At 35.0% G+C, this 18,309-nt stretch carries 20 protein-coding genes and 1 pseudogene; 5 read left to right on the forward strand and 16 right to left on the reverse strand.

The annotated features are described in order from the left end of the window. Positions 1 to 465 precede the first annotated feature (465 nt). The 7 genes from V7127_RS16655 to V7127_RS16685 all read right to left on the reverse strand — a co-directional run bounded on the left by V7127_RS16655 (position 466) and on the right by V7127_RS16685 (position 5,079). Positions 466 to 897: an HTH domain-containing protein gene (locus tag V7127_RS16655; RefSeq protein ID WP_335487893.1), complete on the reverse strand. Its 432-nt coding sequence runs from the start codon at positions 895 to 897 to the stop codon at positions 466 to 468. Between the two features lie 176 nt (positions 898 to 1,073). Beyond that, positions 1,074 to 1,433 carry a hypothetical protein gene (locus tag V7127_RS16660; protein ID WP_335487895.1) on the reverse strand — a complete coding sequence of 120 codons (360 nt, stop codon included), beginning with the start codon at positions 1,431 to 1,433 and terminating at the stop codon, positions 1,074 to 1,076. 167 nt (positions 1,434 to 1,600) lie between these two features. Further along, positions 1,601 to 1,936 (reverse strand): hypothetical protein, encoded by a 336-nt coding sequence (locus V7127_RS16665; RefSeq protein ID WP_335487898.1) that lies wholly within the window; start codon positions 1,934 to 1,936, stop codon positions 1,601 to 1,603. Positions 1,937 to 2,119: 183 nt separating this feature from the next. Next, positions 2,120 to 2,923 carry an alpha/beta fold hydrolase gene (locus V7127_RS16670; RefSeq protein WP_335487900.1) on the reverse strand — a complete coding sequence of 268 codons (804 nt, stop codon included), beginning with the start codon at positions 2,921 to 2,923 and terminating at the stop codon, positions 2,120 to 2,122. A 627-nt stretch (positions 2,924 to 3,550) separates the two neighbouring features. Then, positions 3,551 to 3,829, reverse strand: a complete 279-nt coding sequence (locus tag V7127_RS16675; RefSeq protein WP_335487980.1) for a DUF3658 domain-containing protein — start codon at positions 3,827 to 3,829, stop codon at positions 3,551 to 3,553. Then, positions 3,819 to 4,586 (reverse strand): DUF1835 domain-containing protein, encoded by a 768-nt coding sequence (locus V7127_RS16680; protein WP_335487903.1) that lies wholly within the window; start codon positions 4,584 to 4,586, stop codon positions 3,819 to 3,821. Before V7127_RS16680 ends, V7127_RS16675 begins: the two co-directional genes overlap by 11 nt. Positions 4,587 to 4,791: 205 nt before the next feature. Further along, the gene (locus V7127_RS16685) at positions 4,792 to 5,079 is read right to left on the reverse strand and encodes a hypothetical protein (protein ID WP_232699274.1); all 288 of its coding nucleotides are present in this window, start codon (positions 5,077 to 5,079) and stop codon (positions 4,792 to 4,794) included. A 234-nt stretch (positions 5,080 to 5,313) separates the two neighbouring features. On the opposite strand from V7127_RS16685, the pseudogene V7127_RS16690 reads away from it, so the two are divergent. Next, a pseudogene (locus V7127_RS16690) lies at positions 5,314 to 6,134 on the forward strand (tyrosine-type recombinase/integrase); the annotation flags it as partial. Positions 6,135 to 6,314: 180 nt separating this feature from the next. On the opposite strand, the gene V7127_RS16695 reads toward V7127_RS16690, so the two are convergent. Further along, entirely contained in the window at positions 6,315 to 6,971 is a 657-nt protein-coding gene (locus tag V7127_RS16695) for a Type 1 glutamine amidotransferase-like domain-containing protein (protein ID WP_335487906.1), read from the reverse strand. A gap of 245 nt (positions 6,972 to 7,216) precedes the next feature. Here V7127_RS16695 and V7127_RS16700 point away from each other — a divergent pair, with 245 nt between their 5' ends. After that, a complete protein-coding gene (locus V7127_RS16700; protein ID WP_335354414.1) occupies positions 7,217 to 7,429 on the forward strand; it encodes an alpha/beta hydrolase family protein in 213 nt (70 codons plus the stop codon). A 373-nt stretch (positions 7,430 to 7,802) separates the two neighbouring features. On the opposite strand, the gene V7127_RS16705 is transcribed toward V7127_RS16700, so the two are convergent. Both V7127_RS16705 and V7127_RS16710 read right to left on the reverse strand, forming a co-directional pair. After that, positions 7,803 to 8,537: a YjjG family noncanonical pyrimidine nucleotidase gene (locus tag V7127_RS16705; RefSeq protein WP_335354416.1), complete on the reverse strand. Its 735-nt coding sequence runs from the start codon at positions 8,535 to 8,537 to the stop codon at positions 7,803 to 7,805. A gap of 472 nt (positions 8,538 to 9,009) precedes the next feature. Continuing rightward, positions 9,010 to 10,485: an aminotransferase class I/II-fold pyridoxal phosphate-dependent enzyme gene (locus tag V7127_RS16710; RefSeq protein WP_335487909.1), complete on the reverse strand. Its 1,476-nt coding sequence runs from the start codon at positions 10,483 to 10,485 to the stop codon at positions 9,010 to 9,012. Between the two features lie 372 nt (positions 10,486 to 10,857). On the opposite strand from V7127_RS16710, the gene V7127_RS16715 reads away from it, so the two are divergent. Continuing rightward, on the forward strand, positions 10,858 to 11,307 hold the full coding sequence (locus V7127_RS16715; RefSeq protein ID WP_335355578.1) for a YfmQ family protein: 450 nt from the start codon (positions 10,858 to 10,860) through the stop codon (positions 11,305 to 11,307). A gap of 177 nt (positions 11,308 to 11,484) precedes the next feature. On the opposite strand, the gene V7127_RS16720 is transcribed toward V7127_RS16715, so the two are convergent. The 6 genes from V7127_RS16720 to V7127_RS16745 all read right to left on the reverse strand — a co-directional run bounded on the left by V7127_RS16720 (position 11,485) and on the right by V7127_RS16745 (position 17,636). Beyond that, complete coding sequence (locus V7127_RS16720; protein WP_335346335.1) at positions 11,485 to 12,918, reverse strand: PLP-dependent aminotransferase family protein; 1,434 nt, start codon at positions 12,916 to 12,918, stop codon at positions 11,485 to 11,487. A 127-nt stretch (positions 12,919 to 13,045) separates the two neighbouring features. Next, complete coding sequence (locus V7127_RS16725; protein WP_335346336.1) at positions 13,046 to 13,240, reverse strand: hypothetical protein; 195 nt, start codon at positions 13,238 to 13,240, stop codon at positions 13,046 to 13,048. A gap of 1,444 nt (positions 13,241 to 14,684) precedes the next feature. After that, positions 14,685 to 14,936 (reverse strand): staygreen family protein, encoded by a 252-nt coding sequence (locus tag V7127_RS16730; RefSeq protein WP_335487912.1) that lies wholly within the window; start codon positions 14,934 to 14,936, stop codon positions 14,685 to 14,687. A 49-nt stretch (positions 14,937 to 14,985) separates the two neighbouring features. Continuing rightward, positions 14,986 to 15,756 (reverse strand): hypothetical protein, encoded by a 771-nt coding sequence (locus V7127_RS16735; protein WP_335487915.1) that lies wholly within the window; start codon positions 15,754 to 15,756, stop codon positions 14,986 to 14,988. 499 nt (positions 15,757 to 16,255) lie between these two features. Further along, entirely contained in the window at positions 16,256 to 16,963 is a 708-nt protein-coding gene (locus V7127_RS16740) for a hypothetical protein (RefSeq protein WP_335487918.1), read from the reverse strand. Between the two features lie 277 nt (positions 16,964 to 17,240). Then, the gene (locus tag V7127_RS16745; RefSeq protein WP_335487921.1) at positions 17,241 to 17,636 is read right to left on the reverse strand and encodes an Hsp20/alpha crystallin family protein; all 396 of its coding nucleotides are present in this window, start codon (positions 17,634 to 17,636) and stop codon (positions 17,241 to 17,243) included. Positions 17,637 to 17,811: 175 nt separating this feature from the next. On the opposite strand from V7127_RS16745, the gene V7127_RS16750 reads away from it, so the two are divergent. Beyond that, positions 17,812 to 18,051 carry a hypothetical protein gene (locus V7127_RS16750; protein ID WP_335346341.1) on the forward strand — a complete coding sequence of 80 codons (240 nt, stop codon included), beginning with the start codon at positions 17,812 to 17,814 and terminating at the stop codon, positions 18,049 to 18,051. A 17-nt stretch (positions 18,052 to 18,068) separates the two neighbouring features. Continuing rightward, positions 18,069 to 18,305 carry a hypothetical protein gene (locus V7127_RS16755; RefSeq protein WP_335346342.1) on the forward strand — a complete coding sequence of 79 codons (237 nt, stop codon included), beginning with the start codon at positions 18,069 to 18,071 and terminating at the stop codon, positions 18,303 to 18,305. Positions 18,306 to 18,309: the final 4 nt, after the last annotated feature.

Genomic DNA, 18,309 nt, shown 5'->3' on the forward strand with positions numbered 1-18,309 from the left:
TTTAAAAATAAGGAAAAATAAATTTGTTCACTTATAAATTACCACTTTTTTTGGAAATAGCCTTGAAAGGCGGTCTTATATACCATAGGTAAAAGAAAACTTAAACTATGGACAAACCAATATGTAATTATTTTTTTATTGTCTTTAGTAATGTTCGCTTCTTTTTATATGATTACAGCAGGTTTCCCCAATTTCGCCGTATCAACCATATGTGATAATCCTGCGATTGCAAAAGATATTGTTTATCACCCTTATCAACAGTTAATTTGTATTTCATGTCAGACATTATAAGGGAAAAATCACAAAGGATAGGTGTGAAGTAGAAAATACTCTCAATCTATCCTTTTTTGTACTACAAATGACCTCAATTACCACAATATTGTGGTATGCTTTCTTCAACTAAAGCACCCGTTACTTTAAGTACAGTTCTTCACAAAGTCAATAAAATAATGGATTAGTTGAACTTCAATTATTCTGGTTGTTATCTGAAAACAATTTGAAAAGAAATAAAACTACAACTGCTAATCGGTAGCGTTTTTCAAATGCTAAAGAATCGAAGTCTCTCATAAATTCATCTACATCTTTTTCTTCTATTTTTGCATATAAAGCCAGTGTATTCGCTGAAATTTGAAAGTTATCATTCAAAATTTCAATGATTGCTTTGACTCTTTCATCTGCTGTCACGAGTGTCATTCCGTCTGATAATAAGCCAATCATTGACACAATATGCCCTATCTTTTCGTGAGGTAAATGAGCTAAATCAGCTTTATGATTTGAAAACTCTAAAACTGTTTTTTCATCAAGACCACTAATTAAACCAAAAGTGTTAGGAGTTATTTTATAATCCTCAAGAATGATTTTTAAATTATCTCTTGGGTCTCCACTTTTTATATCCATTTTATTAAATCCTCCCGAAAATATATGTGTTTATACGTCACTACTTCTATACCAACTGTTTAAATTCCTCTTGAAGTAACCTGCCTCGTTTGTTGAACAAGAAAAAGAGATGCCGCTACTACCTTCATTCTTAAACTCTTGTCCCCAGTACTTTAAGTAAAACTATTCACAAATCATCATTTACTTCTTAAATCAAAACTTTCGCCTGTATCGTTCCATTCTACTTTTATCACTAACTCATCTTCTGCACTCGTAGAAGGACTATTAACACTTAATGATTTGTTGTAATATACACCTTCTTTATTTAATGTAGCATCATTCGCACCGAAATCTAATACTCCGTTATTCTTTGATTCCACATAATAACGAAAAGTGTCAATTCCCTCTAAGTTATTTCCTTTGTTATTAAGCTGAATTTGATATGTTTCTTCTCCATTAGTTTGATGAACGGTTACTTCAGCTAACCAATTTTCACCTTCGCCAACAAACGTTAAGTCATTCTTATTCGTTTGGCACGCAGATAATAGAGATACCAAAAATATGATTAGTACAAATAATTTTTTCAAAATATTATCTCCCCTGTAAACAATAATTTGTTTTAGCATATTTTTTCACTAACCTGCCCCGATAGTACAATAACTTCAACAAAAATAAGCATTAATCCTTATTGGATTAATGCCCCCCGTTAGCACAATAAGACCCATTATGCTTTAACATTTGATTTTATATTTTCAACAATTACGAGTAAAAAATATAAAAGAATGAATACGATAGAACTGCCCAGATATAATTCGAAATTTGATGAAAACATTTCTATTGTCCAACCATCTTCTGGCAACAAAAATGCAGCTAAAAAATTGGAGATCCCTATACCATCATTCACTTCAGAAATTATACTTGTTGTGTAATTTTGACCTAAAGCAACACTTGAAAGAATGGTGAATGCTATCATTGGTATTACTGCTTGAGACATTTTCAGTGTTCTCTTTGAAATAAAAACTCCGACTATAATTCCGTACAACAATATAATGAAAACCATAAAGTCCCTCCCTAATTATTCCCTTAAAGTTAGTACGATATAAATGCCTATAAGTTCCAATTTTAGATTGTTCTTGTTGAACTAACCTTCTCGTTAGCACAACAAGAATAAAGATGCTGCCGCTGCACCCTTGTTTAACTCTTGCACCCGTTAGTGCAACAAGGAACTCAATTTTATAACAAGTTACACAAGTCGAAAATTTTCCGATTCAAGTCTGTTTAACCAGTTATGAACTAATGCATTAAATACATCGGTTTGTTCGATTTGTAGGTTGTGACCAGCCATATCAAGAACTGAAAAAGTTGCCCTCGGATAATCCTCAATAAGTCGCCAGACATCGTGATATCCGACTATATGGTCTTGGTGACCTGTTATAATTAGCGTGGGATATTCCAGTTTAGACGAAATATCGAAAGTAAAGCCATATCCGTTTTGACGGATGTAGTTCAGGAATTCTTCATTTGTTTGTTTAGAAGGAAGTAAAATTTCATTTCTAAACCTCTCCCATTCAGTTTGACCTTGCACTACCCCCATTGAGCAAAATTCCTCAGCATCCTCTGGAGACAAAAGAGATATCAAGTTGCTATCTCTTTTTATAATGGTCTGCTGTGGTACTACTCTGTCATTGAATTCAGGTATTGTCATTGGCGCAATCAGTAGTAATCCACGAACTGTATTCTGTCGTAAACTGGCTATACCTCTCGCAATGTACCCTCCATATGAATTACCACAAATAATAAACGGTTTACCAGGGATAAGTTGGTCTAAAAGATGTAATATTGCTTCTAACATATCATCAGAGTTATGAATAGATGGTTGTGGCTCGGATTGCCCCATTCCTGGCATATCTATGTATATTCTTTTCCATCCGCTTCGTTTCTCAAATAACGGTTCCATTGCATGTAACATTACTTGATGGTCAAGTGTCCAACCATGCAACATAACGATAGGATATCCTTCTCCAATTACCTTATGGTAAATCGACATGTATTCTTCCCCCTTTTCCTGTAAACGAGATTAATCAATAAATCAAGCATATACAAAATTGTAAAAATAATGAAGGGAATTATTCAATTAACCTAGGGTAAATCATTGCACTTGTTAGAATACCTAATCCGAAAGAACTTACAATATATCCGATTAACTTTCTATCCAATTTCATCCCCCCTTACCCAAGGATTGCACCCGATAGTCTAAGTAGTTTTCTTCACAACGTCTACCCAACATATTGAAGAATTAACCGATATAATGCTATGCAAAGTCCTAAAATACTTGCTTTCATTTTAGAAGGATGGTTTCTTTTGCTACGAAACAAGTAAAAGAAAATTACTATAAATCCCAAGGGTATCCATAACTGAAAGACACCTTCTTTTGTACTTTGGGAATAAATTGGAGCAATATATGTGCTAATTAGAAAATAAAAGAATACTGTAAACCGTCGTGTTTCTAATTGCCTGCTCCACCTTAACAAAAAGAAAATAATTATTATTGCGATTATTGTAATGTATAAAGGAGGTAGAACAATAGCACCGTTACCAAATTTGAATTCCATTCCAGATTCCCCTCCTTTTTTAGTTATCCACCCGTTAATTTAAGTACAATCCTTCACAAAGTTTAGTGGAGTAACTCTTCTTTCAATTTCACTTCATATAGTCGCATTGCACTTAAATCCCCTCGATATGCAAATATTTCTTTTGCAATTAAATCACGGAGTCGATATTCTATCCATTGATCTCCAGTGTATTGCTGCATATGACCAATAACTTCACCAATCAAACGTGCCGCTTTCATATAATCATGCTTACCTTGTTCTTTATGTAATTTCTTTGCACATTGAATTATAAAATCATCATCTCGTTCGACATCTGAATGCCAAAGCTCTTCATTCTCCAGTTCTCAAAAGACTTTCACTCAACAGTAAATTACGCCCTTCGTCAAGAAGAGCATAACGTTTTGCACAATTCATCGGTCTAAGCTCAAATTGCTCATAAAATTGAAGCAGTTTTTCTGGAGCTAGTTCTCCAGATGTACGAGGATACTGTTCCTCTTCTAGCATAGGGTATGTATAGAGCTCATGAAATGCTTTAAATGTGTTGAGTTCGAACACTTCATTTACTTTATTCTGTAATAAATAAAGGACAATACGCAGTCCTATTTGCTCAGCGGCGTTCTCACATGTCCAAATAATTATCTGTTGATAAGGTGCTATTCCATTTATTTTCTCTATTCCCTTTAACAAACCCTGTTTATATTCTTCAAGATCATTGAAGTCATCGCGATAGTGTTCCTTAAACCATTGAAAACGATTTTCTATCCCCTTTTTTGTATGTAGTGATTCTATTGGACCAACTGATAAAATATGAGGCAATACAATGATTTCTTCTGTTTTTGCGTATGGAGTATTGCGAAATGCAAATTTTAAGCTACCTGCGGGCGAATCTCCAAATACAATATGTACCGTTTGTCGATGTTCTATTTTCTCTTCATTACTCGAAACTTTAATCAATGATTTCTTCATTGATTGTAGAATTCTAATCATTCCATCTTCTTCATATTGTTCAGCACGTATAAATATTAAATTTAGAAGAGCCTTTGCCTCACGTTCATCAAGTTTTGAAATAGCTTGTTTTAATTGATTTATATTCTCCATTTTCCCTCTCCTTTTTTCTCTTAATGATAGCTCATTATGTTAATAACTGAGCGTAAAAGTAAGAATTTTTTGTATAGCCTTGTTCAAGTAAACTGCTTCAATAGTAGAAGAAGCGACAGCTTTGTTAAGCTATCGCTACCCGTTAGTTATACATAAAAACTTACACATTAATTGCATATTATATAAATGATGTGACAATAAGTCATTATTTCTTACCTTTTCGTTCTAAAAGTATAGGTGCTATATTTAGTAAGATAGAAACAATTGTCAAAAACCATAATGCCCTTTCCATACCAGGTACTACATCCATTAAAGCTGCCCAATCTTCCACTTCTACCCACACCGATACAAGACTGTATTCTGCACAAAGTGTTAATGCTGTAAATGATAATCCCATCGCCATAGCAAGCTTATAATCCTTTCCTACTTTATACATATAAAGATTTATAAAAGTTGCTACTATTGCAATAACCCCAAATATCATAAATAACATTACTAACCTCCATATATTTTTATTTTTGTCGTTTAATAATACTAATGTGCATCATCTCAATTTTTTGCATTACTTTTTTATTAGACATTAATACGTCAAATCTTATTTTATAGTAAATGCTCTTCCTTTTGTGATTTCTTATTGAACAAACCTGCTCCAATAGTTCAATACCTTACGTTTCCATTTCTACAATCAAGGCAATAATTCCTCCAATACGAAAAGGAGGAGATATTTTTGTTATTATCAAGAACTTGGGAATTATATGAATCGGATAAAAAGATCGAAGGATTCTCCCCTCACACATTAAAAGCATATAAGCTCCAAACTAAGCTACTTATCCAATACTTTGACGATGTGAATATTGAATCATTGACTCTTGATCCGCTGAAAGAATACTTAGCAAAATCCAGTGAACACCTCAAGCCCTCAAGTCTGGCTTGCTCAACGAATTCGATTTATTAAATCGATATTTTGTTGGTCGCACGAAGAAGGGCATATACCGAAAAATCCTACTGCAAAAATCAAAGAACCTAAACAAGGAAAACGGATTCCAAAATTTTTAACAGAGAGAGAAATAGAACACTTAAGGGAAGCATGTATTACGCCAATGGAAAAGGCATTATTTGAATTTATGTTTTCAACAGGTTGTAGAATAGGGGAAATTGTTTCTCTAGATAAAAATTGTATTAATTGGTCCAATCGTTCAGCCATTGTACTTGGGAAAGGTGATAAGGAAAGGGAGGTCTACTTTAATATACGGTGTGAAATCTGGCTCAAACGATACTTGGATCTTCGCCAGGATAAAGACACAGCTATTTTTGTTACTGAACGGCACCCACATAGAATGAGTATTGGACAAATGAGATATATCATAAAACGAATATCAAGTCGAGCAGGGATCAACAAAGAAATTCATCCACACCAACTGCGCCACAGCTATGCGACACACCTATTGAACAACGGAGCTCCTATTGATGTTATTCAAAGTTTACTGGGACACGAATTATGCTCAGCTAAGTGGAAGCGTTAGAAGAGAATTTTACAGAAAATATTTTTTAATAATGGATGGCAAAAAGCAACGGACACTCCGCTGCCTTTTCACTTTCGCACCCGTTAGTTGAAGTAGAAAAAATAGACGCATATTCAACACTCGCGCCAGTTCTCCTTCACTAAATTTAAAATAGAGACGGTCCATAAAGAAATTAATTCAATTAAGCCATAGCGATTCGCTACAACTAGAGCGTCTCATCCAATTTCTGAATCTTTGAGTCGGAAATTAAATAAACATTGCCAAAAACGTCGATTTTGTCTCCTTTTACACGTACAGCGCAATCTTTGTTCGACGCATAAATATTTATTTCTTCCGATAGGGGAGATAGTTCGCTTTGAACCAGTGCAATGTTATTTTCAAGATCAAAATGAGACAGGACGGAAAAATTGTCAAGACCGATTCCGTCGTAAACAGAGCTCATTTCAACTTCATATCCAAAGTTTTTCGAGCATAACCATTTAGCGGACATGTTGATTGCTCCAGCGCTTGTTCCCATCACAACGGCGCTGCTTTTTTTAATCGAATCCGATAATTCATATTCCATCAAAAAACCATTTTGATTAAGAATATTGCCACCCAACAAGAAAATGACGGAAGCATTTTGAATTATCGTTTGGGCATCTTCCTTCTGTACGCGGTAATTAATTAAATGATACTCATCAAACATAATGCCAGCCTGATCGAGCCACGAGCGTTCAGTAGCACCATCATCTTCATAAATAGATGGATTCGAGCTAATCATAGCAAGCGATTTTCTATCAGTTATATCCTCCTGTAACACCCTACCCAGATTCTCTGGAAAAAAATTGTTAAACCAACCTAAATAATAGTGAGTTTTCATAAGTACCCCCTCAGCAAAGTGTAAATAACATTTATTCCTTACGTCACTCATTCTGTTTTCTTGTCACTCTCAATATGCCCGATTGTTAAACACAATTTAAACAACACTCTTCAACTCCCTCAGTTTAATTCGATTTTCTCCCGAATGCTCGCTTATTCGCAGAATTTCATCCGCCAAGGATATTATTCTTTGGCTGTAGGAATTGAATTGAGGACTTTAAGGATGATTATGGGGGGCCACCTTGGCTGTTTCCGGAAAAGTACATGAAGCGCTCGCCAATCAAGTATGTGGCCAATGTTCGAACACCGCTCTTGATCATTCATAGCACCCTCGATTTTCGAGTTCCTATTGAACAGGGTGAACAATTTTATACTGCCCTGAAGTTTCAGGGACGTAACGTGCGCATGATCCGCTTTCTCAATGATACCCATGAGCTGTCACGTTCTGGAAACCCCTGACATCGGGTGATTCGACTGGAACATATTCTAAGCTGGTTTCAGAAACACCTTAAGTTGACTACCGGTACAAATAATGAATAAGGAAATAAAACAAAGAAGACGTTCAGACCGCGCCTGACGCCTTTCTTAATATTAATATCTTGTTGGAAGGGAACAACATCGTAGTACAGTGAAATGACGAAACTTCATTCAAGTTATTTTATGAAACATTCTAGATGAGCGCTTATCCTTACTCTGAAGTGACCCCAATTGTTAGACACCATCTAACAATTGGAGGTGCAGTTTTTTTCATGCTCTTTTTCTTGGAATAGAGGTTGCACTACATGTTACAGACTTCTATTCCCTATCTTATGAGGAGATTATTGCACAGTTTTTATATGGTTACTATGTGGTTGGTTTGATCTTTCGTTGAGCATTGACTAGTTTCCTTTACAATCTTTATAAGATCTGTTAACTCACGGATTTCATACGTTGGCTTAATACCTATATCGTTTTCCTTAAGATGCGGATTGAACCAACAGGTGTCAATCCCGTAATTAATTCCCCCTTGAATATCAGAGGTCAAGGAATCGCCTACCATCAACACCTTAGCCTTTTCTGTAATCTGTAGCTTCGAAAACGCATAATCGAAAATACCTTTTTCGGGCTTTTGGAAGCCAGTCTCTTCAGAAATAATTACCTGCTCAAAAGTATTACGAAGTGGAGAACTTCCAATTCTTGCTGACTGCACTTCCGTGAATCCGTTGGTTATTATAGCTAGCCGATGATCGGTAAGATTTTCACATAATTCTACAGCTCCATTTACAAGATGAATTTCCTCGCACAATAATCCAAGATAAACACTGCTGAATAGCTCTGCATTGATTTCAAGATCATTTTTAAGGAACAATCTCCTAAATCTTTCTACTCCTAGTTCAGATATAGTGATAAGCCCCTGCTCCAACTCGCTCCATAGTATCCTGTTGATCTCTTCGTAGCTTGCTTTATAATCTGACAACCCCGTAGGTAATCCAAACTCTACAAAAGCATTATGCAGTGCTTTTATTTCTGCCATACTAAAGTCTAACAATGTATTATCCACATCAAACAATATAATTTCGTATTTCATAGGTGCCTCCCTTAACTTAGCTTGAATTATATCCTCTTTTACGGCAAACCAGTGAGTGTTTGGGCTTGGTGTTTTAGCCCAGTATTTAACGAGTTCAATATCTTCCTCTTTACGTTCATTTGTTATCTTAACCAGTTCTTCTAATTCCTTTTTTGTAACATCTGAATCATCTGCAGGCGGGGCATCCACCTTATAGGTGTTCCCGTCTTTAAACTCAAGCGCGCTCCAATTTCCTGCTGTAGGTGCCATTGGATTATCATGAGTCCATCTCATTCCTTCATTACATATCTGTTCTTTTTTCTGCATGTCTTCGGTATCTATCACTTGGTTTTGACTTGTTGCTTGTTCTAAATTACATGCTGATAATACTAAAACGCAAGAAATTAAATGGAACGATCCGAGAACGATATTCTTGTTGCTTCATGTTGTCCACTTCTTATTTTGTAGTATATTCGCTGCCACTTATCGTTTTTTATTGAATAGCTAAATGTTCTTTAATTACCCGTATCTTTTTTAGTTCAACATCTTCTGCACCTTGAACAGGAAGTCCTGCTTCGATATTTGTCTTGGTATATTCCAAATTTTCTTTCGTGATAATTTCTCCTGGAATAAAGATAGGAATCCCCGGTGGATATACCATGATAAATTCAGCGATAATTCTACCTTCAGAATCATCAAATGGAATGACTTCTGTATCCATATAAAAAGCATCCCGCGGTGTTAACGCTAGTGAAGGGATTTTCGGCAGCAGTACAGAACTATCGATCATTTGATTAACCTGACTTTTAAACTCCATTGAAAGCTCCTTCAATGAAAAGACTAGTGTAGACAATTCCTCTTCAGAATCACCTGCTGTTACAATACAAAGAATGTTATAAAGATCAGACAATTCAACTTCAATATTAAATCTTTCTCGAAGCCACTTTTCCACTTGATAGCCAGTTAATCCTAGTTCTTTTACAGAAATGAGAAGCTTCGTTGGATCCATTGCAACTGCAGCACTAGACTCTAATATTTCGTTCCCCATGCAGTAAAGATGTTCGATTTTATTGATCTTCTTACGTGTTTCCTCTGCTTTCCGAATTGTATCCTCGAGCAAAGCTTGTCCTTCAGTAGCTAAGGATTTTCTAGCAACATCTAAAGAAGATAATAATAAATAGGAAGTTGAAGTAGTTGTCAGCATACTTAATACTGATTGTACGCGCTTGGGGGAAACAAGAGTTCCTCGTAAATTTAATATAGAGCTTTGTGTTAAAGAGCCACCTAATTTATGGACACTTGTTGCTGCCAAATCAGCACCTGCCTCCATTGCGGAAAGCGGCAACTCCTTATGAAAATGAATATGTGCTCCATGCGCTTCATCTACTAGTACAGGAATATCCTTCATATGGGCAATTTCTACGATCTTTTTCAAATCGCCAGATATTCCATAATAGGTTGGATTGATAACCAGAACGGCTTTAGTATCCGGATGTTGGGCTATAGCCCTTTCAATCGAATCTGGTGTAATACCATGTGAAATACCAAAGTTTGGGTCAACTTCAGGATGAATAAAAATGGGTATAGTACCAGAGAACACAATGGCGCTCATGATAGATTTGTGAACATTTCTCGGTACAAGTATCTTTTCCCCAGGACCGCATACGGACATAATCATCGCCATAATAGCTCCACTAGTCCCCTGAACAGAAAAGAAAGTATAATCTGCCCCAAAGGCTTTGGCAGCTAATTCTTGTGCCTGTTTGATAATACCTTTAGGCAGGTGCAAATCGTCCAAAGGACTAATGTTTATTAAATCAATTGCTAAAGCATTCTCTCCGATAAACTCTCTGAATTCTGGATCCATACCATTTCCTCTTTTATGACCTGGTATGTGAAATTGAATAGGGCTCTTTTCAGCATGTTTTTTCAAGGCAGTAAATAATGGAGTTTCAAATTGAGAAACCATATCCCTCCCTCCCTTTCATCTAAATTAAAGTAATAGATTCATAGATGTAATAGACGATTAAAGTGTTCCTCCGTTAAATATAAATAGAGCGAAGGGTGTAATTGAAAAGAGAACAGCATAATATATTTAATCGAAAAAAACTAGATAACCTACACTTCTATCATAATGAATTTAAATGTATTTTAATCATCCACTTCTACACTTTTTTCCCCATCCAATTCACACCTCGAAGTGGATGAGGAAACAAATAAAGGATTGGATGGTTATTTCTAATGAATTTTAATCTATGATAGTACGAAGGGGAAGTGGTTAAGGGATGCCTATTTATTATTTGTTTGACTTCCGTTCATTAAATTAAGGAGTTGATATGAAATGATTTGGACGACTATTGCTGTTATAGTAATTGGAATAATTTTAACATTTTCAATGTGTCCCCCAAGTGCACTTGTGGGATGGGTTTTAGGTAAATTTGCACTTCATCCAAAGCTTGATTCAAAAGATATTACTGTAACATTTAACGGAACGCACTTAAAAAAGGAAGAAAAAATTAGATTTAATGACTACTTTAATGAAGCTCAATTTTTAGGAAAAAACCATATATTTCCGGGCAATGAAAAATTGTTTTTACATCCAGAGACTAATGTTATTCCATTTGTCATCAACGTAAAAAGTAGAAAAAAAGAAATGAATTTTTATATTTATAGTTACGATGACCACGTTGACGTAGTCAAACAGTGGAAGAAGAAAGTTGCTTCTTATAGTCTTAGATCTGAGTATCTACAAAAGTTTACTATTTCAAATAGTAGAAAAAAAATGGCTTGATGTACATATTTAAGAGAACTGTTGATTCTTACAACGCCTTATGTGTATAGGTTCGCTACATTACTCATACCGAATAAAACCTGTTCACGTCATACACATAAGGCTAAATTCAACATTGTATATGAGCACAGCCTAAAATAAAAAATGAACCATGAATGAAATCAAGATTCTCTTTCTTTATCTCGCTGATTTTAGTGCGTCCGCAAACCTTTTTATTCCTTCATTGATAGTCTCTTCATTCTCTCTAGCAAAAGTAAAACGCGCATAACATTTTTTGGATCCCATCATGGACCCTGGGACATAGATAACTCCTCGCTTTATGGAGTTTTCCAATAGTTTCATTTCATCTACATCTCTTTTTAATTTGCACCAAATATGGATTCCACCTTGAGGAATCGTAAACTCCACTTGATCCTTTAGATAATGATTAAAACTTGATACAATTTGATGGCGCCGCTTTTCTAATTCCTTCACTAATTTCTTGATATGAGAATGGAAATGCTCTGATTCTAAAAAATCGTTAGCGATCCATTGGGTAAAGCTAGCATGTCCAAAATCAATTTGTTGTTTAGCATCAGATAATCTCTCTATGACCGATCTTGGTCCGATAATCCAGCCAATCCTTAAACCTGAAGCAACGACTTTTGATAAAGAGCTAATGTATAACACATTCCCATGTTTATCGAGTGATTTTAATGTTGACACTTCTTCTCCTTTAAAAGACGTTAAACTATACGGGTCGTCCTCCACTACAGGAATTCCAAGTTCTGATGATATTTCTAAAATGGTTTTCTGCTGGCTCTCTTTTAGCAAAGTGCCTGTTGGATTTTGAAAAGCTGGATTTAAAAATATCATTCTTATCCGATGTTTTTTATGTAATTCTAGTAATTCATTTGGATCTACACCATCGTCATTTACTGGTAAATAGAAAGTTTTTAAACCTGCTGATTTAAATATTGGGAGATTATAATGATAGGATGGATCTTCAATCACTACTGCATCACCAGGCTTTAATAAGCATTGAACGACTAGGTGTAAAGCTTGTTGAGCTCCCGAAGTAATGAGAATAGATGAGGGATTTGTATCGATATTTCGAAACTCCTTCACATGCTTTGTAATGGTAGTCCTTAATACTACACTCCCCTGTGGATGATCATAACCTAGCCTACCGATAAAAGACCGAGTTGAAGTAATCTCCCTTAACGCGTTCACCGGAAAGAGATCCTCCGATAATTCACCACTGGCTAAATTAATTAATTGCTGCTCTTCCATCTCTTTACGTATTCTTTGAGCGATCGGTAAATTAGGTAAAAACGTCCCTGCTTCAATGTATTTGTTCCAACTAGGTATACGCTTTTTAGTGATCCCCCATATATCCTTACTAATAGTTGTACCACTTCCACGATTACGTTGAATGAGACCATTTGATTCAAGCTCATCATATGCAGCTACAACAGTGCTTCTATTTATATTTAGCCCTTTAGCTAAGTATCTCTCAGAGGGTAGTGGTTTATCTGGAGGAAAAGTTCCATCAGCAATGCCATTTTCAATAAACTCAGCAATTTGTTTATAAATCGGTTTTTTAGCTTTTCGGTCAATATTCCAGTCCATTTATTTGCATCCCTTTTTAAAATTTTGTTTTATATATTGTAACCTAATTTTCCTTACTTTTTTCAATAATACAAATAAATACCCTATTGAGTCACACGACCAATAGGGTATTTAACATTGCTATCCACTAAACAATTTTACTAATATACACACCAAGCGCAATGACAGACAATAATATAACGATAGCATAAATGAATGTTAAGTTAGTAGTATTTTTTTTAGTTGAGCCACTATAATTCTTGTCACTCTTACTCGCTACCAGTACTGTCCCAGCCCCAGCTAGTATTGAAATAATTATGACAAAAGCAATCAATATTTTCATAGGCCACCTCTTTTTCATAATTTAATTAAAAAGTCTATCAAAACTGCCCAAAGTTATTTTTCATCTAAATCATTACTATAAAATAAATGGTAATGCTTGTACCCATCCATTATTGAATAAATTCCACCATCCACTTTATTGTATGACACCATTTCCCTTCACCTTAACCTCATAGTAAAAGCCCTTTTATCAAGATATTTTAAGATTTTTGAATTCTATTTAATAGCTAAATATCCCTTAAAAAATTTTTTTCTTATTTGAACAATACGACCTAGGCTCAGCCGCACACGCCCCTGTTAGCGTAACAACAAATATAGATAACTTGATAATTTAGTCAATTTTCAACTTAGGACTCCGAGGTGGCTCTTTTCCAATATCAATTGTAATTCCCTGCCTTTTTATTAATTCTTCTACCTTTTGTGAATAAATATAGACAGGCCCTCCTTTACAGAATTTATTATTTTCTGTATGTCGGGCAACAAAGCCTTGATAATAAATGGTCATTATGAAATTTCCACTGTAAGCCCTCAATCAAACAACGTATTTAAACGTGCAGCGCTTTCTCGTAGGATGAACGAATCCAATTAAGGGGATGCTTTTTCACATGTCGCAACAAAAACTGACAATTGTCCCCGTCACATTACATTTCAAAATTTCAATTATTACTTGGATGAGGACAATGAAAAATTACAATTAATAAGGGATTATCTTCATCAGCATGAGCAGTAGGTGAAAGCAATGTAAAAATCAATTGAAAACAGAAACACCTAAAAAAACAAATGGTATATGGGATGGGAATGTCCACATTGTTCAAAGGATACAGTTATCGAAGGAGTTTCAGAGGCATATTGCTATTTCTGTGAAAAAATTTTTATAGCTTTGAAAATAAAATATTAATGAGAACTATAATTTAAATGAGATTATTACTGAAGGAGGTTTTGCCCTAGATATGATTATACCGATAATTGATCAGAATCTATGATATATCTTAAAATAGCCACTCCTGTGTGTGCTTTTGTTTTGGTTCTTGGTAATTGTTCCAGTCATTAATTAAATTTATTTCAGGTACTTTGCTGACTTCATTTTACTGAAATTAGTTTACATAATAATGTTATTTGTCCTCTTATGTTTTTATCAAAAAAAACAGACACACTGATTTAGAGTGTCTGCTTGACCTAATTCATTCACTATTTTGTGTGCTATTAAAAAAGTCAGCATTTTCATTTCTTTTACCTTGCCGATTTTTATTTTTTCTTCATTTTTCCATCAGATTCATAACTCATTTTTAATGATTCTTCATCTTTATTTTTCATAGTTAAGTCACTCCTTTCCCTTTTATCGTGTGATTATTAAAGAATTTTATGCTTATTGCACCAATAAACAGAAAAAAATACAGGAAAGTTCCCTGTATAGAAGATAAAGAGTAATAAAATAAACTTATGTTTCAATCGGCTGCATGGCTACATTCAAATATTGGCGAAGAGTTCCAGAGACGAAATTTTATGTTTTCATGATTAGCATGGTAGCTGTAGCCAATATTTAAAAACCATTCACCTGTAGATAGAGATTGCATCAGTGTATACTTTCTGCCATCTACAGGTCTAATTTCCGTTGCAGGCGGCAAATACGTAACACTAAGCTGAGATACATCCAATTTAAGATAAGCGCCCTCCTTTACAACAAATAGGAAATCCACTTATCTTATTTCATGTCCATTTCCAGAAAACGTGGCAACTGCCTAATTTTCACTTTTTCTTCTTTTGAAGATTGGTCTCCATGACTCTTGTATTCTTTAAGAACCATTTTCCATCCTTATAAAGCCATAAGGACTCAATTATAGCGATTCTGTCTGCATGATAGGCGCCGCTGACAGCCTGAATTCCCTTTAATCCATATTGAATACTGTCAACCTTCACCGGTTTCAATGTAGAAAACGAATCTATCATTAGCTCTGTTGGCTCACTTAGTTTCCCATTTTGATAAAGACCAGTTTTTTCATAATCTTCAGCCCGATTGCTTAAATCAAATGTATAGGATTCACCAGTTTCTTGAATCGCTAAGGATGCTTTATATCCATCTAAAAATTGACTGTTAACGACGAGCGGTTCTGGCACCGTTAAATCTGTTAATGCAGAATTTTTTGCCGTAAATAAATAGTGATTTGTTATCCCGCCGCTGCCTCCAGTATCAATGGTTACGAATATATCTTTTAGACCGTCATGATTTAAGTCAACATACGTAGCTCTTGGGTTAAAACCGCCATCAAATTCTGCAGTCAATGTTTTTCCATTTGATGTAGTGATTTTCAAATATATTTCTTTTAAAAACTCGGTGTCCTCATCGTATGGCAGTCCCTTAATGATAATGGTATCCTTTTTACCATCACCCGTTAGTTCTGCCTTCTCCTTGGATACGGTAATCATTTTCATCTTATTTTCACCAGCATATGTACCTGTCATTACTGACAACGATAAAAAAAAGAATGCAGCCAGGGCAAACACTAATTCCTTTTTCATGTATCTTCCCCCCTATACTTCTATCATAATAATTTTGCCCATTATTAGGAAATTCATGTAAAATTTTTTGGTAATTTTCCTCACAATCATCGTTCTGTTCTGAACATTTTCCGGATGTCTTGCTGAATTTTATCCTTCATAGCTTTGATTAAAGACATTTTCGCCGATATTTTTCTGAATCTTGGTCCCTCTTTCCCTTGAGGAAGGATATCTGTGTTTAAAAAATCAAATTAAAAATCAATCAACAACAAAAATGCACACGATACTCCATAGGAGAAATCTCGTGTGCATTGCTATCCGTATTTAATTGATCAAGCCTCAGAAGTAAACACATTTTTTCATCCAGACAGTACTTAATCAAATTTTAATCCTCTTCCTCAATTGAAATTTCTGTAAAAGAAATCGGTTCATCAGATGTAGATTCTGTTTCCTCAGATGATTCCCCTACAGATTGTTCACTTTTGGGACTTTCCTTATCCTCTTTTATTTTTGTTAAGTCTTATAAATCTTCTTTCAGCTGTTCAGATACCTCTTTCGGCATCACGTCTCGTCCATAGGTTGCCCCAATATTCAGCGCTCCACTTAAATCTTTAATCCCTAGCTGGGCAAAATTATTATTTTGCTCATATTTATCTAAATAAAATTTATCGATGCGAATTTCTTTAATTACAACCGCTTGTTCATCATCCTTCTTATTACTCTGAAAACCTGCAAACTTTTCTTCAAGAGCATCTATTCTTGTAAGCATTGCCATTTCTCTTTCATTTTGCAAGGAGATTTTGTGCTCTAAATCATGGATATACGATATAAGAGAAGCAAGTTTTTGCTGCTCGTCTAAAGCAATTGCATCTGAGGATTCAACAACAGATACCGTGAGTATTTTTTGCTCGAGTTCATATATATAAGTTGACAAATAACGAACCTTTTCGAAAAAGGGATCTATTTTCTTAATTAACGAAGCTTCAACTGATTGTAATTCCTTCGATAAATCTGAATAATTTTGTCTTGAAAAACGATTCGACTGCTGATCTTTTGAAACTTCATCCTTCCACTTAAGAAGCGAATATATTTTTTCTTCTAGCTTTGCCAGCCTGTTCACACGAAGCTCAAGGGCATTAAGCTTTAAATACATTTTTTCGAGTTCAGCTATTTTCTTATTAATGTTTTCATTATTTTGATTTTTGTTGAATAATCCTTTTATAGGCATATGATTATCCTCACATTTTTATTGATATTTATTTTCAAAGAAGGGAAGTAATTTGATGAACCGAACAAACATCAACATTCAAGGTATAAAAATTAATAGTGTTGATCGGTATGCAAGAATCTAGGTAAGCTCCACGATGCAAGTTGGTAATCATGTAAAAAATCATCGTGTGGAAGGTTTTGTGAACATAATGGAGACCGAGGTTTTTTTCAAAATCCACAGTGGAGCATCGAGGTTTCCGACTTCATTGATACACAATCAGAGAAAAAAGGATAGCTTATTCGATCGGTACTCTTTCTTCTTGTATGTATAGCCTTTTATAGGTAAGAATTAGCAGCCCGTTTTGGAATTTTGCTTTAATCTGATTGGAATCTGTCGGTTCTGGCAAGTCAATAATTCGCTCAAATGGCCTTTGATTTCTTTCTTGAATAATGGCTTGGCCACTAACGATTAAGGAAGATGTACCTTTTAATAACAGTTTATTTCCAGAAACAGATACTTGGAGATCTTCTTTTTTAAATCCAGCTAAATCGGCTAGAACAATCACTTCAAGATCAGTCATATAAATATCAACAGAAGGAAATTTCGCATTAGACGGACGCCGCCCTAATGAGTTTGCCGCTTCATTCGGACTAATTCCGGTGGTTGGCCCCATATCCATATTTTCTTTCATAAATTGTTTAAAGGAGGATTGATCAAGCATCCCGTTCCAAAAATCACCTGATTGATATTTCCGGGGCTATTTCCAGCGACTGCTTTAATTTTTCAAAATCCATGCTCGTTTCCTCCTTTCTAAAAATCATAAAATTACTCATTCTGAATATAGTTCGATAAGGAGGTGAACTCCATTGGCAGGTGCATCTATTAACATTAACATTTTTCTATTGAAAATTAATTCCTTTGAAAACTGCTCTGCAGTAAATATTGGACAAAATTTGCTGGCCGACTGGAATAATGCCGATAAGAAAACGATGGGTTACGGACAAAACTTTGGGGATGATAGCTGCTTTTTAGGAACACAAAGCAGTGTGGATGATCGCGATCTTATCGATAGCCCATCATCATTTGAAAAAAATTTGATACCGTAAAAACAGGAGGCGGTAAAATGGGGATTTTTGGACCTGTATTCGTGAACTTGTTTGTTTTTAAAGTAAATGCAATGGACCGTGGAGCGTCATCAAGCTTAGGACCCAATCAGCATATTTACTCCTTTCTATCAAATAAACAGAATTACGGATTTGGTGAGGAAAATGGTGATTTGTGTGTGACGAATTTTCCAATGGTCTTGTTGAATGATTCAGATCTAAATGATACAAATTCCGTAAAGGTGAGTGCGATTTAATGCT

Origin of the sequence: Bacillus sp. JJ1773, from assembly GCF_036962035.1 — a bacterium.
Lineage (GTDB): Bacteria > Bacillota > Bacilli > Bacillales > Cytobacillaceae > Cytobacillus.

Coding starts and splice junctions, on each gene's coding strand:
- V7127_RS16655 (WP_335487893.1), bottom strand. CDS start 897: ATGGATATAAAAAGTGGAGACCCAAGAGATAATTTAAAAATCATTCTT.
- V7127_RS16740 (WP_335487918.1), bottom strand. CDS start 16,963: ATGCCTATAAAAGGATTATTCAACAAAAATCAAAATAATGAAAACATT.
- V7127_RS16670 (WP_335487900.1), bottom strand. CDS start 2,923: ATGTCGATTTACCATAAGGTAATTGGAGAAGGATATCCTATCGTTATG.
- V7127_RS16710 (WP_335487909.1), bottom strand. CDS start 10,485: ATGGTTTCTCAATTTGAAACTCCATTATTTACTGCCTTGAAAAAACAT.
- V7127_RS16680 (WP_335487903.1), bottom strand. CDS start 4,586: ATGGAGAATATAAATCAATTAAAACAAGCTATTTCAAAACTTGATGAA.
- V7127_RS16705 (WP_335354416.1), bottom strand. CDS start 8,537: ATGAAATACGAAATTATATTGTTTGATGTGGATAATACATTGTTAGAC.
- V7127_RS16685 (WP_232699274.1), bottom strand. CDS start 5,079: ATGTTATTTATGATATTTGGGGTTATTGCAATAGTAGCAACTTTTATA.
- V7127_RS16745 (WP_335487921.1), bottom strand. CDS start 17,636: ATGAAAGAAAATATGGATATGGGGCCAACCACCGGAATTAGTCCGAAT.
- V7127_RS16755 (WP_335346342.1), top strand. CDS start 18,069: ATGGGGATTTTTGGACCTGTATTCGTGAACTTGTTTGTTTTTAAAGTA.
- V7127_RS16695 (WP_335487906.1), bottom strand. CDS start 6,971: ATGAAAACTCACTATTATTTAGGTTGGTTTAACAATTTTTTTCCAGAG.
- V7127_RS16725 (WP_335346336.1), bottom strand. CDS start 13,240: ATGAAAATATTGATTGCTTTTGTCATAATTATTTCAATACTAGCTGGG.
- V7127_RS16665 (WP_335487898.1), bottom strand. CDS start 1,936: ATGGTTTTCATTATATTGTTGTACGGAATTATAGTCGGAGTTTTTATT.
- V7127_RS16735 (WP_335487915.1), bottom strand. CDS start 15,756: ATGAAAAAGGAATTAGTGTTTGCCCTGGCTGCATTCTTTTTTTTATCG.
- V7127_RS16720 (WP_335346335.1), bottom strand. CDS start 12,918: ATGGACTGGAATATTGACCGAAAAGCTAAAAAACCGATTTATAAACAA.
- V7127_RS16715 (WP_335355578.1), top strand. CDS start 10,858: ATGATTTGGACGACTATTGCTGTTATAGTAATTGGAATAATTTTAACA.